The sequence below is a fragment of the Microbacterium foliorum genome (genome assembly GCF_006385575.1).
Lineage (GTDB): Bacteria > Actinomycetota > Actinomycetes > Actinomycetales > Microbacteriaceae > Microbacterium > Microbacterium foliorum_B.
This window is the reverse complement of sequence record NZ_CP041040.1, coordinates 1,056,051-1,070,496: the sequence shown is the minus strand read 5'-3', so window position 1 is coordinate 1,070,496 and position 14,446 is coordinate 1,056,051. Positions and strand designations below refer to the sequence as shown.

At 69.3% G+C, this 14,446-nt stretch carries 11 protein-coding genes; 4 read left to right on the top strand and 7 right to left on the bottom strand.

The features are described 5' to 3' along the window. Window positions 1-223 precede the first annotated feature (223 nt). From FIV50_RS05130 to FIV50_RS05120, 3 genes are all read right to left on the bottom strand, one after another. Window positions 224-1,687, bottom strand: a complete 1,464-nt coding sequence (locus FIV50_RS05130; RefSeq protein WP_140036499.1) for a GMC family oxidoreductase — start codon at window positions 1,685-1,687, stop codon at window positions 224-226. Further along, window positions 1,684-3,129: an aldehyde dehydrogenase family protein gene (locus FIV50_RS05125; protein ID WP_140036498.1), complete on the bottom strand. Its 1,446-nt coding sequence runs from the start codon at window positions 3,127-3,129 to the stop codon at window positions 1,684-1,686. The genes FIV50_RS05130 and FIV50_RS05125 overlap by 4 nt, the downstream gene beginning before the upstream one ends. Before the next feature lie 132 nt (window positions 3,130-3,261). Further along, on the bottom strand, window positions 3,262-3,699 hold the full coding sequence (locus FIV50_RS05120; protein ID WP_140036497.1) for an Lrp/AsnC family transcriptional regulator: 438 nt from the start codon (window positions 3,697-3,699) through the stop codon (window positions 3,262-3,264). Window positions 3,700-3,849: 150 nt separating this feature from the next. Between FIV50_RS05120 and pdhA the strand changes: the two genes are divergently transcribed. The 4 genes from pdhA (at window position 3,850) to FIV50_RS05100 (ending at window position 8,824) form a co-directional block, all read left to right on the top strand. Then, window positions 3,850-4,950: a pyruvate dehydrogenase (acetyl-transferring) E1 component subunit alpha gene (gene pdhA / locus FIV50_RS05115; RefSeq protein WP_140036496.1), complete on the top strand. Its 1,101-nt coding sequence runs from the start codon at window positions 3,850-3,852 to the stop codon at window positions 4,948-4,950. Further along, window positions 4,947-5,975 carry an alpha-ketoacid dehydrogenase subunit beta gene (locus FIV50_RS05110; protein ID WP_258184426.1) on the top strand — a complete coding sequence of 343 codons (1,029 nt, stop codon included), beginning with the start codon at window positions 4,947-4,949 and terminating at the stop codon, window positions 5,973-5,975. Before pdhA ends, FIV50_RS05110 begins: the two co-directional genes overlap by 4 nt. Then, the gene (locus tag FIV50_RS05105) at window positions 5,972-7,348 is read left to right on the top strand and encodes a dihydrolipoamide acetyltransferase family protein (RefSeq protein WP_140036495.1); all 1,377 of its coding nucleotides are present in this window, start codon (window positions 5,972-5,974) and stop codon (window positions 7,346-7,348) included. Before FIV50_RS05110 ends, FIV50_RS05105 begins: the two co-directional genes overlap by 4 nt. Window positions 7,349-7,504: 156 nt before the next feature. Then, complete coding sequence (locus FIV50_RS05100) at window positions 7,505-8,824, top strand: MFS transporter (RefSeq protein WP_140036494.1); 1,320 nt, start codon at window positions 7,505-7,507, stop codon at window positions 8,822-8,824. 56 nt (window positions 8,825-8,880) lie between these two features. Here FIV50_RS05100 and FIV50_RS05095 read toward each other — a convergent pair whose 3' ends face one another. From FIV50_RS05095 to dhaK, 4 genes are all read right to left on the bottom strand, one after another. Next, window positions 8,881-10,170: a sensor domain-containing protein gene (locus tag FIV50_RS05095; RefSeq protein WP_181164339.1), complete on the bottom strand. Its 1,290-nt coding sequence runs from the start codon at window positions 10,168-10,170 to the stop codon at window positions 8,881-8,883. Window positions 10,171-10,332: 162 nt separating this feature from the next. Continuing rightward, the gene (gene ptsP / locus FIV50_RS05090) at window positions 10,333-12,795 is read right to left on the bottom strand and encodes a phosphoenolpyruvate--protein phosphotransferase (protein WP_140036492.1); all 2,463 of its coding nucleotides are present in this window, start codon (window positions 12,793-12,795) and stop codon (window positions 10,333-10,335) included. Next, a complete protein-coding gene (gene dhaL / locus FIV50_RS05085) occupies window positions 12,795-13,436 on the bottom strand; it encodes a dihydroxyacetone kinase subunit DhaL (protein ID WP_140036491.1) in 642 nt (213 codons plus the stop codon). The genes ptsP and dhaL overlap by 1 nt, the downstream gene beginning before the upstream one ends. Next, window positions 13,436-14,428, bottom strand: coding sequence for a dihydroxyacetone kinase subunit DhaK (dhaK, locus tag FIV50_RS05080; RefSeq protein WP_140036490.1), 993 nt, complete (start codon window positions 14,426-14,428; stop codon window positions 13,436-13,438). The genes dhaL and dhaK overlap by 1 nt, the downstream gene beginning before the upstream one ends. Window positions 14,429-14,446: the final 18 nt, after the last annotated feature.

The window sequence follows — 14,446 nt, the reverse complement described above, 5'->3', positions numbered from 1 at the left end:
CAGGCCATACCGTGCGCGGCTCTCGCGTGCCCGACGCTCGCGTGCGTGGTCAAAAACGCACCGCTCAGGAGCGATTCGGATGCGTTATCGACCCCGCACGCGGGATGAGATGCGTTATCGACCCCGCACGCGGGATGAGATGCGTTATCGACCCCGCACACGGGATGAGACGCCGAAGCCCCCTCCCGAACTCGCAGGAGGGGGCTTCGAGCGTGCACGGCCGTCAGCGTCCGAGCAGGAACCTGGCCCCCAACTCGCCGATCATCGCCGCGGGCGCGTTGGTGTTGCCCGTCGGAACGGTCGGGATCACCGATGCGTCGATCACACTCAGCCCCTCGAGGCCGCGGACGCGCAGCAGCGGGTCGACGACCGCGTCGGAATCCGATCCCATCCGGCAGGTGCCCACCTGGTGGTGGTAGGTGATGGCGGTGCGGCGCACCCAGTCCTCGATCCCGTCATCCGGCACATCCGGTCCTGGATACACCTCGGTCGCTCCCCACTCGTCGGCGAGCGCCGGCTGCCCGCCGATCCGACGGCACTGACGCACGGATGCCGCGAGCGATGCGACATCCCTCTCGTCCGCGAGCGCGGCGAGGTCGATCAGCGGCGGGTCGTCGAGGTCGGGGCCCGACAGCGTCAGCGTGCCCCGGCTGTGTGGCGTCACCAGCCCGGCCATCAGCGTGAATCCGTCGTCTCCTCGGGGCTCCAAGTCACCCCACATCGGCACCGAGAAGTGGATCGGCTGCGTGTCGGGCTCTGCGAGGTCGTCACGACTGCGCCAGAAGAGGTGCGACTGCGTCACCGAGACGCCGGGCTGCGGCGGACCCACCGGCCGCTCCGTCGTGAAGATGACGGGCGAGAGCAGGTGATCGTGCAGGTTCTTGCCCACGCCGGGCGCATCGACCACGACGGGGATGCCGAGGTCCGCGAGCTCGTCGGCAGGGCCGATGCCGGAGCGCAGCAGGATCACGGGCGATCCGATCGCACCGGCCGAGAGCACGACCTCGTCGGCGAAGACGTCCTCGGAGTCGGCGCCGGATCCGAGCCGGACGCCGACGGCGCGACCCTCCTCCACGATCACGGAGTGCACCTCGCGTCCGGTGAGGATCGTGAGCCTGTCGGCGATCGGCTGCGCATAGGCCATCCACGTGTTCACCCGGCGTCCGTCGCGAATGGTCACCTGCTGCTGCGAGACGCCGTCGAGGGTGCCGCCGTTGTAGTTCGGATTGCGGGGCAGCCCCTCCTCGACCGCCGCATCGATGATCGACGCCTGGATGGGCGAGAGCTCGTAGTCGTCGGTGACGGGCAGCACGTCGTGCTCGAGCGCGGCGAAGACGGGCTCGACAGTACTCCAGCCCCAGCCGGTCGCGCCCGCACGCTCCCACGCGTCATAGTCCGAGGCCGCGCCACGCACCCAGATCATCGCGTTGAGCGCGTGCGACCCTCCGGTGACCTTTCCGCGCGGCAGATGCAGTCGGCGACCGCCGGCGTGCTCCTGCGGCACGGTGAAGAAGTCCCAGTCGTCGGCGGAGTGCCAGAGCTCACCCGCCCGCGACGGGTCGTGGATCGCGGGGTTCGAGTCGTATCCCCCGGCCTCGATGAGTGTGACCTGGACGCCTGCATCGACCAGCCGTCGCGCGACGATCGCCCCCGAGGTGCCCGCGCCGACGACGATCGCGGTCTTCACGCCTGCGCCTTGCGTCCGGGGCCCGACACGACCTGCGTCACGGCGACGGACTTGAGACCCTCGACGCCGAACTCCAGGCCGTAGCCGGAGCTCTTGACACCGCCGAACGGCACCATCGGATGCAGCCCGCCGTGAGAGTTGATCCACACCGTGCCCGACTCCATGCGCGTCGCCGCCTCGCGGGCGGCCTCGGGATCGCTCGACCAGACCGATGCACCGAGACCGACATCGACCGCGTTGGCGAGGGCGAATGCATCGTCGACGTCGCTGTACCTGATCACCGGAAGCGCAGGCCCGAACTGCTCCTCCTGCACGAGCGCCGCGTCGTTGTCGATGTCGGCGACGATCGTGGGCCGATAGAACAGCTCACCGAGTTCGGGCGCCGCCTCGCCGCCTGTGACGACACGGGCACCGCGGCCTCGCGCCTCCTCGACCAGCCGCGACACGATGTCGAACTGGGCGCGATTCTGCAGCGGACCGAGCACGTTGTCCTCATCGAGTCCGTTGCCCATCGGCACGGAGGCCGCGATCTCGGCGAGCGCGTCGACGACCTCGTCGTAGACCGAGTCGTGCACGTAGAGGCGCTTCATGGCGGCGCACGTCTGGCCGGTGTTGATGAACGCACCCCAGAAGAGGTCCTGCGCGATCGCCGACACCTCGGTGCCCGGCAGCACGATGCCGGCATCGTTGCCGCCGAGTTCGAGGGTGAGTCGGGCGAGGTTGCCGGCCGAGCTCTCGATGATGCGGCGCCCGGTGGCCGTCGACCCGGTGAACATGATCTTGTCGATGTCAGGGTGCGAGGCGAGGCGAGCGCCGACCTCGCGGTCGCCGGAGACGCCGATCAGCACGTCGGCCGGCAGCACGTCGTTCATCACGGCCAGCATCGCGAGCACGCTCAGCGGCGTGTACTCGCTGGGCTTCGCGACGACGGTGTTGCCCATCCGCAGCGACGGACCGATCTGCCAGATGGTGATCATGAGAGGCCAGTTCCACGGACCGATCGCGCCCACGACCCCGGCCGCCTTGTAGACGAGCTCGGCGTGCAGGGTCTCGTCGTCGACCAGCACCTGCGACTCGATCGGGATCGCCGCGTTGGTGCGCAGCCATGCCGAGCACGCACCCAGCTCGAAGCGCGCGTTGGGGCCGTTCAGCGGCTTGCCCTGTTCCCGCGAGAGCAGGTGCGCGAGCGCCTCCGCGTTCGCGTCGATCGCGTCGGCGGCCGCGATCAGCAGCTCACTGCGCGTCGCATGACCGAGGGACTCCCAGCCGGGCTGCGCTGCCCGTGCCCGCGCGATCGCATCGTCGAGGTCGGCGACCGAATGCTCGGGCGCACGGCCGATCACATCACGTGTGGCGGCATCCGGGATGTCTCGTCCAGCGCCCTCCGGTGCCTGGATGCGGTCGAGCAGCGCGGTGGCTGCGGATGCGGCGGATTCGGACATCGGAACTCTCCTTCGAGCGGAACGCGTGCCAAGGAACTGGCGGTCCTCTCATTGTCGAACGCCGTTGCGCGACCCACTTGTCGAGGAGCGCGCCGCAGATGTCCGAGTGCGAAGGGATGACCTCGGCGCGGCTCAGATCAGGGCGAAGTCCTCGAAGATGAGAGTCGTCCGGGTGGAGCGGATCGAGGGGATCGCCTGGATGTCCTCCAGCACGATGCGACGGAGGTCGCGAGCATCGCTCGCTCGGACGAGCAGGATGACGTCGAAGTCTCCGCCGACGAGTGCCATGTGCTCGATCTCGGGGATGGAGCGCAGCCGTGCGCTGACCTCCTGCCAGGTCGCCTGCTCGATCGCGAGGGTGACGTAGGCGCTCGCATGATGACCGAGCAGCACGGGGTCGGTGCGCACGGTGTATCCGGTGATGATGCCCGAATCCGTGAGGCGCTTGATCCGCGCGTGCGCGCCCGCTCTCGAGATGTGCACGGCCTCCGCGATGGACGTCATGGACGCGCGCGCATCGGCTCGCAGCTCCGCGAGGATCGCCTGGTCGGTCTCGTCGAGCGTGATCATGGAACCCCTTCGTCCGTGCCTGAATTCTGACATTTCGCTGCCCTGCACGGCAACCGGACAGCAATCGTCCACGATGTGCCGATTGTTCTTGGACGGATGCCCTCGGCGGCGCATGCTGTCTTCATCAGGTTCGGCAAGGAGGGCGAACGGATGGAACACGCAGATCTGCTCCCGCGCGACGCGGCGGTTCAGCTCATCGACCCGGACGGCAGGGTCGTCGACGACGAGCACTATGTGCTGCCGGACTCCGATGCCCTGCTCGCCGCCTATCGCGGCCTCGTCGAGGGCCGCCGCATCAACGATCAGGCCAGCGCCCTCGTCCGGCAGGGCCGCCTCGCGGTCTACCCGTCGTCGCACGGGCAGGAAGCCTGTCAGATCGGCGCCGCACTCGCTCTCGCCGATGACGACTGGCTCTTCCCGACATACCGCGACTCGGTGGCGGTCGTCGCTCGAGGCGTCGCGCCGGCCGAGGCGATGGTGCTTCTCAAGGGCGACTGGCACTCGGGCTACGACGTCCGAGCGCACCACGTCGCTCCTCAGGCCACTCCCCTCGCCACGCAGCTGCTGCACGCGGTCGGCTTCGCGTACGCCGCGAAGAGGCGAGGAGAGAGCACCGTGGTCGTCGCCCTGTGCGGAGACGGTGCCACCAGCGAGGGCGACTTCCACGAGGCCATGAACTTCGCCGCCGTCTTCCACGTGCCCGTCGTCTTCTTCGTGCAGAACAACGAGTTCGCGATCTCGGTGCCGCTCAGTCGTCAGACCGCGGCGCCTTCCCTCGCCCACAAGGCGATCGGCTACGGGATGCCGGGGCAGCGTGTCGACGGCAACGACGTCGCCGGTGTGCTGGCGGTGCTCGGCGAAGCGGTCGATCGGGCGCGCACGGGCGGCGGACCGACGCTCGTCGAGGCGCACACATACCGGATGCAGGCGCACACGAACGCCGACGACGACACCCGTTATCGCGAGCGAGCCGAGGTGCAGGCGTGGGTCGCCCGCGATCCACTGGCGCGCCTGCGCGCACATCTCACGAGCACGGGCGCGCTCACGGAAGAGATCGAGGCCGAGTACGCCGCCGGGGCCGAGCAGACGGCCGCGGCGATGCGGGAGGCCCTCAACACGGATGCCGACATCGACCCCGAGGACCTCTTCCGCTTCGTCACCGAGTCCCGCTCACCGCAGCGCGAAGAGCAGTGGCGGATGCTGAGCGGCGAGATAGAGCGGGCCCACGAATCAGCCGGAGGTGCACGATGACCATCGCCCACGACGACGCCCACGTCGACATGCGCACCTCGGCCGTATCGACCATGAGCATGGCCGCCGCTCTGAATCTCGCCCTCGCGGATGCGATCGAGAACGACCCTGAGGTCGTGGTGTTCGGCGAAGACGTCGGCGCGCTCGGAGGTGTGTTCCGGATCACCGACGGACTCACGGCGCGGTTCGGCGAGGACCGCTGCTTCGACACTCCACTCGCCGAATCCGGCATCGTCGGCACAGCCGTGGGCATGGCGATGAACGGCATGAAGCCCGTCGTCGAGCTGCAGTTCGACGCCTTCGCGCTGCCGGCGTTCGAGCAGATCGTCAGTCACGTCGCGAAGCTCGGCAACCGCACACGGGGAGGGGTGCGGATGCCGCTCGTGATCCGCATCCCGTTCGGCGGCGGCATCGGCGGCGTCGAGCACCACTGCGACTCGTCCGAGGCGTACTACGCGCACACCCCCGGGCTCACGGTCGTGAGTCCGTCGACGCCGCAGGACGCGTACTCGATGCTCCGCGCGGCGATCGTCTCGCCCGACCCGGTGATCTTCCTCGAACCCAAGAAGCTGTACTGGACGAAGGGCGAGGTCGACACCTCGGTGATCACCGAGATCGGCAACGCACGCATCGCCCGCGACGGCAGCGACGTCACCCTGATCGCCTACGGCGCCTCCGTGCCGCTCGCCCTCGAGACGGCCGACGTCGCGGCGTCCGAGGGGCGCAGCGTGCAGGTCATCGACATCCGCTCGCTGTCTCCGTTCGACGACGAGACGGTGACCGCCGCCGTGCGTTCGACCGGACGCGCGGTCGTGATCGCCGAAGCCCCTGGTTTCGCCAGTGTGGCATCCGAGATCCAGGCGCGGGTCTTCGAGCGCTGCTTCGAATACCTGGAGGCCCCCGTGCGCCGGGTCACAGGATTCGACACCCCGTACGCGCCGCCAAAGCTCGAGCACTGGTACCTGCCCGATGTCGACCGCGTCCTCGACGCGATCGACTCGCTGCACTGGGAGGACGAGTCATGACCGCCCTGACCGGCCGTGTGTTCCGCCTCCCCGATCTCGGCGAGGGCCTGACCGAAGCAGGACTCGTGCAGTGGCTCGTCTCCGTCGGCGACACGATCGTCGTCGATCAGGCGATCGCCGAGGTCGAGACGGCCAAGAGCATCGTCGAGCTGCCCTCGCCGTTCGCGGGAGTCATCACCGCTCTGCACGGCGCGCCCGGCGAGACGATCGACGTCGGCGCGCCGGTGCTCGAGGTCGCCGATGCGGCGAGCTCCGCACCCGCGTCGGTGGCGGACGGATCGAACAGGTCGGATGCCGCAGAGCACGAGGCCTACCGAGAAGAGGAGAGAGCAGGGTCGGGCAACGTCCTGATCGGCTACGGCACCTCGGAGAGAGCGACGAAGGGCCGTCGCCGTCCGAGGGCGGCGCCGGTCTCGTCGGCGCCGGTCTCGTCGGCGCCGGTCTCGGCGGTGTCGGTCCTCTCTCCGGCAGAGGCCACGCCGCGACGCCCTGTGGCCGTGCGCTCACCTCTCGTCCGGCGACTGGCGCGAGATCTGGGGCTCGACCTGCATGACATCACCCCGACCGGACACGACGGCTCGATCACCCGCGCCGACGTTCTGGCCGCGGCCGTGGACGATGCGGTCGACGGCGCAGCGGCGCAGCATCGCAGCACGACCGGGCATGACCTCGACGGCCTCGCCGTGGTCTCGCGCGAGCGCCTGTCGGCTCTGCGCCGAGCCGTGAGCGCGAAGCTCAGCCGCAGTCGCTCCGAGATCCCGGAGGCGACCGTATGGGTCGACGTGGATGCGACCGAGCTGTGGGCGCTGCGCGCCGGCATGGCTCCGGATGGCGGCAAGGCCCCCTCGCTCACCGCGCTGATCGCGCGCTTCGTGCTGCTCGCTCTCGAGGATCACCCCGTGCTCGCCTCGCGCCTGAGCGAAGACGCATCGGAGCTGATCACGTTCTCGGGGGTCAATCTCGGCGTTGCCGCCGACACCGACCGCGGACTCATGGTCCCCGTCATCCCCCGTGCGCACGACCTCACGGTCGAGCAGCTCGACGCAGCGCTGCGTGAGCTGACGACCGCTGCGCGCGCCGGGTCGATGCCGCCGGAGCGCCTGCGCGGATCGACGTTCACCCTGAACAACTACGGCGGGCTCGGCGTCGACGGTTCGGCCGCCATCATCAATCACCCCGACGTCGCGATCCTCGGGGTCGGTCGCATCATCGAGCGTCCCTGGGTGGTCGACGGTCAGATCGTGCCCCGCCGCATCGCGCAGCTGTCACTCGTGTTCGATCACCGGGTCTGCGACGGCGGCTACGCGGCGAGTTTCCTGCGCCGTGTGACGGAGCTCATCGAGCATCCGCTGCGTGCGTTCGGGAGGGTGTGAGGGCCGCTCGCTTCGGAATTCCGTGCTCCATCGGACGCAGTGCTTGGGCCACGCGACCGCGTGCGCTACTCTCGACAATTACTGACCGATCATTCGGTAAGTGCTTCAGGGTGACACTGCGTCGCTCTTCCCCCACCGCAGAACAATGGAGTTCGCATGACGTCAACAGTCTCCGCACGCACCTCGAGAACGAGAATGCCCAACGAGGAACGCCGGGTCCTCGCCGGTACCCTCGTCGGCACCTCGATCGAATGGTACGACTTCTTCATCTACGCGCAGGCCGCCGGTCTCGTGCTCGCCCCACTCTTCCTGGCTCCGATCGCCCAGGAGAATCCGGGATTCGCACAGATACTGTCCTTCGCCACCATCGGCATCTCCTTCCTCTTCCGCCCACTCGGGGCGATCATCGCCGGCCACCTCGGAGACAAGCTGGGCCGCAAGAAGATGCTGGTCTTCACGCTCGTCATGATGGGCCTCTCCACAGCGCTGATCGGTGTGCTTCCGACGTATGCGGCGATCGGCGTCGCCGCTCCGATCCTGCTCATCGTGCTCCGCATCCTGCAGGGGTTCTCCGCCGGCGGCGAATGGGGCGGGGCGGCACTGATGGCCGTCGAGCACGCCCCGACGGGCCGGCGAGGACTCTTCGGCGCCTTCCCGCAGATCGGCGTTCCGATCGGCATGATCCTCGCGACAGCGACGCTCTGGGTACTGACGAGCTCGATGTCGCCCGAGGCGTTCCTCGAGTGGGGCTGGCGCATCCCGTTCCTGATGTCGATCGTGCTGATCGCCGTCGGCTACGTGATCAGGCGCGCGGTCGACGAGAGCCCCGTCTTCGAGGATCTCCGCCGTCGTCGGCAGGAGGCCTCGGCACCGCTGGGTCGCCTGTTCCGCAAGAACACCAAGCAGGTCGTGCTCACCGCGCTCATCTTCATCGGAAACAACGCCGCCGGTTACCTGCTCATCGCGTTCTTCGCCACCTACGCCGTCACCGCACTCGGCATGGAGCGTCCTCCTGTGCTGCTGGCGACGACCCTCGCATCCTTCGGGTGGCTCATCTTCACGCTCTGGGGCGGTCACCTGTCCGATCGGCTCGGGCGGGTCCGCACCTTCCAGATCGGCTACATCGCGCTCGCGCTCTGGGCGGTTCCGATGTGGTTCCTGATCGATACGGCGAACATCTTCTGGTATTTCGTCGCGCTGTTCGTCATGACGTTCGCACTCGGGCTCTCCTACGGTCCGCAGGCCGCCCTCTACGCCGAGATGTTCCCCGCCAACGTCCGGTACTCGGGCGTCTCGATCGGGTATGCGCTGGGCGCCATCCTCGGCGGGGCCTTCGCACCGATGATCGCCGAGACGCTGCTAAATCAGTTCCAGGCGGCCTGGACGATCGGCGTCTACATCGCCGTCGCGGCAGTGATCTCGCTCATCGCAGTGTCGATGGTGAAAGAGACGAAGGGCGTCGACCTGCACGCCTGACGGAGCCCCCGGCAAGGCCAGGCGGCGGGTCGGTCGGTGACGCGACCGGCCCGCCGTCAGCCGAACACGAGCGGCGTGCGGGCTGTGGCATCCTCGACCGTGATGCCGACGATGATCGACCCCTCCTCGGCGACATCGCGGTCGGCCTGGAAACGGAAGACCTGACCGTCGCGCGTCGTGACGGCGTAGTAGTCATCGCCTGCCGCCACGACATCGAAGACGGTGCCCCCGGGGTAGGCGGCCATCGCATCCGCCACCGGAGCACCGAGGCGGATATCTCCCCGGTGCGGCAGCGCCGCTCCGTCGTCGACCGACTCGTCGAGGCTGCGATCGCTGCCGACGGTGATCGACGACACCGCGTCACCGGCCTCGACGGGCTGCACCAGGATGGACCCCGCGCCCCCGGGCGCGACGAGCCTCCACGGTCCGCCGTCGTACTCCGGCTCCATGACCTGCGCGTCCTCGCCCGCCTTGGAGAGAGCGGCATCGACCGAGTCGCCGAGGCGGAGCGGACCCACCCCGCCGACACCGATCTGCCACTCGCTCCACACGGCTCCGGCGTCTCCCGACGGATCGGTCTCGGCGACAGGCGGGTTCTCGGTGAGTTCGGCGATCAGTCCCGACCTCGCCTCACCGGCGCGGGTCTGCAGCAGCAGGGCGGCGGCTTCGGCGTCGAAGTCGCGATCACCGCTGAAGGGCTGCCAGAGCTGCACGATCACGTTGCCGGTCGACGCGAATGCGTCGAAAGACCGCCAGTCGAGCCCCGCATCGACCAACGACCCCGCGAAGGCTCGGACGTCCTCGGAGGGTTCGGGAATCACGGCATCGAAAGTGACGGTTCCTTCTTTGGCGAACTCGGCGCACTGCTCGGCAGCCTGGAGCAGCTGATCCATTCGCCCCTCGGCCTGCGCCTCGTCAGCGAACTGTATGATCGTCATCCGACCGAACCCGTTGGCGGGATCCGTCGGCACCTGCCATTCGACCGTTCTCGCCCCCACGCTGCCGAGCGACTGCTCGGCGTAGAGGGCATCGCAGATCGGCGGATCCGCAGGGAGACTCCCACCATCCGACACCTGCTCGAGCACCGGCGAAGGATCACCGACGTCGGTGGCCTCCGGCACGATCCCCACGATCTCCTCAGGGGTGAGCGCGAACGCGTCGAGTTCGTCTCCGACGAACACGATCGGTCCGGCGTAGGGCTCTGGGGATGCGGTCGACGGAGACGGCGAGGGCGAGGGCGACGACGAGGCCTGAGGAGTCGGGGCGCAGGCGCTCAGGACGACCAGCCCGCCGATCCCGATCGATGCGAGCATCATTCGCGCTCGACACGTGGTGAAGACAGTCATGTGCTTCCTCCGACTCGTCATGCGCCGCTGCGGGCGCCCCCTCCCCGGAGCCTAAGGCGCCGCGGCACCCTCGACCAGGGGCGCGCGCATGTCGAGATCAGAACGAGAGGAAGAGCATGCCGAAGATCGCATATATCCGCCTGATCAGACGACGTGAACCCTTCAGTCGCCACTGAGCACAGCGGCCGCAGCGTCGCGGGCGTCGGCCGCCGTCGCGGCCCTCAGCACAGCCTCCGCGGCGGCCTCGCATTGCTCGCCCGTGACCTCGGCCAGCGCCACCGCGACGCGCCCCAGCGCTCGGGGCGTCATCGACAGCGACGTGACCCCGAGGCCCACGAGCACCGCAGCGAGAGTCGGATCGGCAGCGGCCTCTCCGCATACGCCCACCGGCAGGTTCCACCGGCGCCCCGCGGCACCTGCCTGGCCGATCAGGCGCAGGACGGCCGGCTGCCACGGATCGTTCAGATCGCCCAGCTCCCCCAGCAGACGATCCGCCGCGAGCGTGTACTGGGCGAGATCGTTGGTCCCGATGCTGACGAAGTCGACGATCTCGAGCATCTCGGAGGCGAGGAGTGCGGCGGAGGGCGTCTCGACCATCACTCCCACCTTCTCGAGTCCGGCAGCCCGCGCACGGTCTGCGAAGTCTCGCGCCTCGTCGACGGTCGCCACCATGGGAGCCATCACCTCGACGAGCGCCGACTCCGCGTCCGCCGCGAGCGCGAGGGCCTGCAGCTGATCGTCGAGCAGCCCGGGTGAACGCCGCGCGATCCGCAGACCGCGGACTCCGAGAGCCGGATTCTCCTCGGCATCCGCGTTGGCGAACGGCAGCGGTTTGTCGCTGCCCGCATCGAGCGTGCGCACGACGACCCGCCGCCCGGGGAACGCCGCGAGAACGCCTCTGTACGCCTCGACCTGCTCGTCCACCGACGGTGCGTCGACGCGGTCGAGGAAGCAGAACTCGGTGCGGAAGAGACCCACTCCCTCGGCCTTCGACGCAGCGGCTGTCACCGCTTCGGCCGCACCGCCGACGTTGGCGAGCAGTGCGATCCGGCGCCCATCGGCGAGCACGCCCTCTCCGTCGAACGGCACGACGATCGCCGCCGCCTTCGCCTCAGCGATTCTGGAACTGCTCGGGTCGACCTCGACCGTGCCCCGCTCTCCGTCGACGAGCACGTGAGCACCCGGTGCGATGCCCGTCGCCCCGGCCGCTCCGACCACCGCGGGGATGCCGAGCGAGCGGGCGATGATCGCGGTATGAGACGTGGGCCCACCCTGCTCGGTCACGAGCGCGACGCAGTTGCCGCCCTCCAGGGCGGCAGTGTCGGCGGGCGCGAGGTCGACGGCCACGAGCACGAAAGGCTCATCCCGCTCAGGAACACCGGGCATCTCGACTTCGAGGATCTCGGCGATGATCCGGTCTCGGACGTCGCGGATGTCGGCGGCGCGCTCGGCCATCCGTCCGCCCAGTGCCCGTAGTCCCTTCTCGTGCGCGACGGCCGCCTCCCACACGGCGCGCGCGGCGGTGCGTCCCTTCGACCGAACGAGTGCCGTCGCATCGGCGACGAGTTCGGGGTCGGAGGCGAGCAGACGCGAGGCATCGAGGATCGCCCGCGCCTCTCCGGTGGCGTTCGACGTGCGGCGGCGCAGCTGGTCGGCCACCGCCACGGCCGCCCACTCGATCGCCGACACCTCGCTCTCGCGCTCACCGGCATCGACCGTCATGCGGGGGTCGGGCTCGTCGAGCGGAGCAGCCAGCAGCACGGCCTGCGCCGCGACCCGCCCTGCGCTCACACCTCGCCCGCTCAGCACCGATCCGGACTCGACGGGCGCTGGCGTCGTCGGCGAATCCGTCGATCGCGTGTGCACGACCTCCTTCGGAGACGATGCGGCGTCGGTTCCTTCGCCGAACCCGTCGTCGAACAGCGCCACGATTCGATCGAGGGCGGCCTCGGCATCCGCCCCGGTCGCGGAGAGCTGCACCTCGTCGCCCTGCCTGGCCCCGAGCATGAGCAGCCGTGACAGGCTGGCGGCCGCGGCCTCGGGTCCGTCCGGCAGCCGTGTGAGTCGCACGTCCGTTCTCGCGGAGGCCTCGGCGATCAGAGCGGCCGGACGAGCATGGATGCCGAGCGGGTTGCGCACGGTGACCAGGCGCGTCACCGCATCGCTCCGCGCGAGCGTCGGCGCGGCGGCGGAGGCGGGTTCGTCCGGCCCGCCGAGCTGGCCGCTCTTCGCGCTCAGCGCAGCGGACGCCTCCTCCGCCACGATCTCGAGCGATCCGCCGGCCGCCGCAGAGACGACTGCGGCGAGCAGCCCTTCCACGAACGGTGCGGGCGTGAGGCGAACGGGGACGTCGCTCATCCGCAGTTCGAGCGCGAGCTCAGCGCTCAGCACCGCCGACCCCAGGTCCATCAGCACGAGCACACCATCGCAGTCGGCGGCCAGGTCGTCGATGGCCGCCGCGACGGCCACGGCATCCGTTCCCAGGATGGCAGCGCCGTCGGCATCCGTTCCCGCACCCGCCGCCACCAGGACCCGCACTCCCCCACCCCGCACCATCTGCAGGGCAAGCTCGAGGGCCGCCTCCCCGAGTCGAGCGCTGTGGGAGACGGCGACGATGCCGATCATCAGGACGATTCCGCGGTGGCCTGGGCGAGCGCCTCGAACAGCAGCGTCGTCGATGCCGCACCCGGATCCAGGTGGCCGGCACTGCGCTCGCCGAGGTAGCTCGCGCGCCCCTTGCGTGCCACCAGGGGCTCCGTGGCGTCGCGTCCGGCAGCCGCAGCCGCAGCCGCCGACGTCGTCGCCGCTGCGAGATCTGCCCCGCCCGCGATCGCCGCGTCGAGCGCATCCACCGCCGGCGCCATCGCATCGAACATCGTCTTGTCGCCGGCTTCGGCCTTGCCCCGAGCGACGATCCCGTCGAGGCCCGCTCGCAGCGAGGCTGCGAGACCGGTGCCGTCAAGCTCGAGCACAGGCCCGGCCGCCATGCCCATCCGCAGGAACAGCGTCCCGTAGAGCGGTCCGCTGGCACCTCCGACCGAGCTCACGAGAGTCATGCCGACCGTCTTGAGCAGTTCGTCGACCGTCTCGGGAACATCGGCGTCGAGCTTCGCCACGACCGCGTCCATGCCGCGGGCCATGTTCGCACCGTGGTCCGCGTCGCCGATCGCCGAGTCGAGCTCTGTCAGCCAGTCGCGCTTCTCCGCGATCAGATCACGGAATCGTCGGACCCAATCGGTGAGGGCCACAGTGTCGATCGCCGCCATCATGCTCCCCACCGCAGACCGGGCGTGTTCACCGGGGCATCCCACAGCCGCAGCAGCTCGTCGTCGGCCTTCAGCACGGTGAGAGAGCAGCCGGCCATGTCGAGTGAGGTGATGTAGTCGCCGACCAGGTTGCGGGCGATCTGCACCCCCGCCTTCTCGAGCAGCGACAGCACCTCGCCGTACATCAGGTACAGCTCGATCAACGGCGATCCACCCATGCCGTTGAGCATCACGATCGCTGGTCCGGCAGCATCCAGGTCGGCGAGGATCGGCTCCACGAGCTGACGGGCGATCTCGGATGCCGGCGCCAGCGGCTCCCGATGCCGACCGGGTTCGCCGTGGATGCCGATGCCGATCTCCATCTGGTCCTCGGGCAGATCGAACGTGGGCTTGCCGGCAGCAGGAACCGTGCAGCTCGTGAGCGCCATCCCCATCGAGCGGCCCTGACTGTTGATGCGCTTCGCGAGCTCGACGACCGCGGCGAGATCCTGCCCCTCTTCGGCCGCCGCACCGACGAGCTTCTCGAGCAGCACGGTCAGCCCGACGCCACGACGCCCGGCCGTGTAGAGAGAGTCCTGCACGGCGACGTCGTCGTCGACGATCACGGTGCCGACCTCGATGCCCTCCATCGACGCGAGCTCTGCGGCCATCTCGAAGTTCAGCACGTCACCGGTGTAGTTCTTGACGATGTGCAGCACGCCGGCGCCGCGGTCCACCGCCTTGGTAGCCGCCTGCACGCGGTCGGGAGTCGGTGACGTGAACACCTCACCCGCGACGGCGGCGTCCAGCATGCCCACCCCCACATATCCGCCGTGCAGCGGCTCGTGTCCTGACCCGCCACCGGAGACGACCGCGACCTTGCCCTGCGCCTTCGGCGTCGCGCGCGTGATCACGTGCGTCTCCAGGTCGACCGACAGCTCGGGATGCGCGAGGGCGACGCCTCGCAGCGACTCGACCAGCACATCGGCGGGGTTGTTGATGAGCTTCTTCATCGTTCGATCTCCCTTGAT

Excerpts from the sequence above, each read along its gene's own strand:
- FIV50_RS05100 (WP_140036494.1), top strand. The coding sequence starts at position 7,505 with ATGACGTCAACAGTCTCCGCACGCACCTCGAGAACGAGAATGCCCAAC.
- pdhA (WP_140036496.1), top strand. The coding sequence starts at position 3,850 with ATGGAACACGCAGATCTGCTCCCGCGCGACGCGGCGGTTCAGCTCATC.
- FIV50_RS05120 (WP_140036497.1), bottom strand. The coding sequence starts at position 3,699 with ATGATCACGCTCGACGAGACCGACCAGGCGATCCTCGCGGAGCTGCGA.
- dhaK (WP_140036490.1), bottom strand. The coding sequence starts at position 14,428 with ATGAAGAAGCTCATCAACAACCCCGCCGATGTGCTGGTCGAGTCGCTG.
- FIV50_RS05095 (WP_181164339.1), bottom strand. The coding sequence starts at position 10,170 with ATGACTGTCTTCACCACGTGTCGAGCGCGAATGATGCTCGCATCGATC.
- dhaL (WP_140036491.1), bottom strand. The coding sequence starts at position 13,436 with ATGGCGGCGATCGACACTGTGGCCCTCACCGATTGGGTCCGACGATTC.
- FIV50_RS05125 (WP_140036498.1), bottom strand. The coding sequence starts at position 3,129 with ATGTCCGAATCCGCCGCATCCGCAGCCACCGCGCTGCTCGACCGCATC.
- FIV50_RS05105 (WP_140036495.1), top strand. The coding sequence starts at position 5,972 with ATGACCGCCCTGACCGGCCGTGTGTTCCGCCTCCCCGATCTCGGCGAG.
- FIV50_RS05110 (WP_258184426.1), top strand. The coding sequence starts at position 4,947 with ATGACCATCGCCCACGACGACGCCCACGTCGACATGCGCACCTCGGCC.
- ptsP (WP_140036492.1), bottom strand. The coding sequence starts at position 12,795 with ATGATCGGCATCGTCGCCGTCTCCCACAGCGCTCGACTCGGGGAGGCG.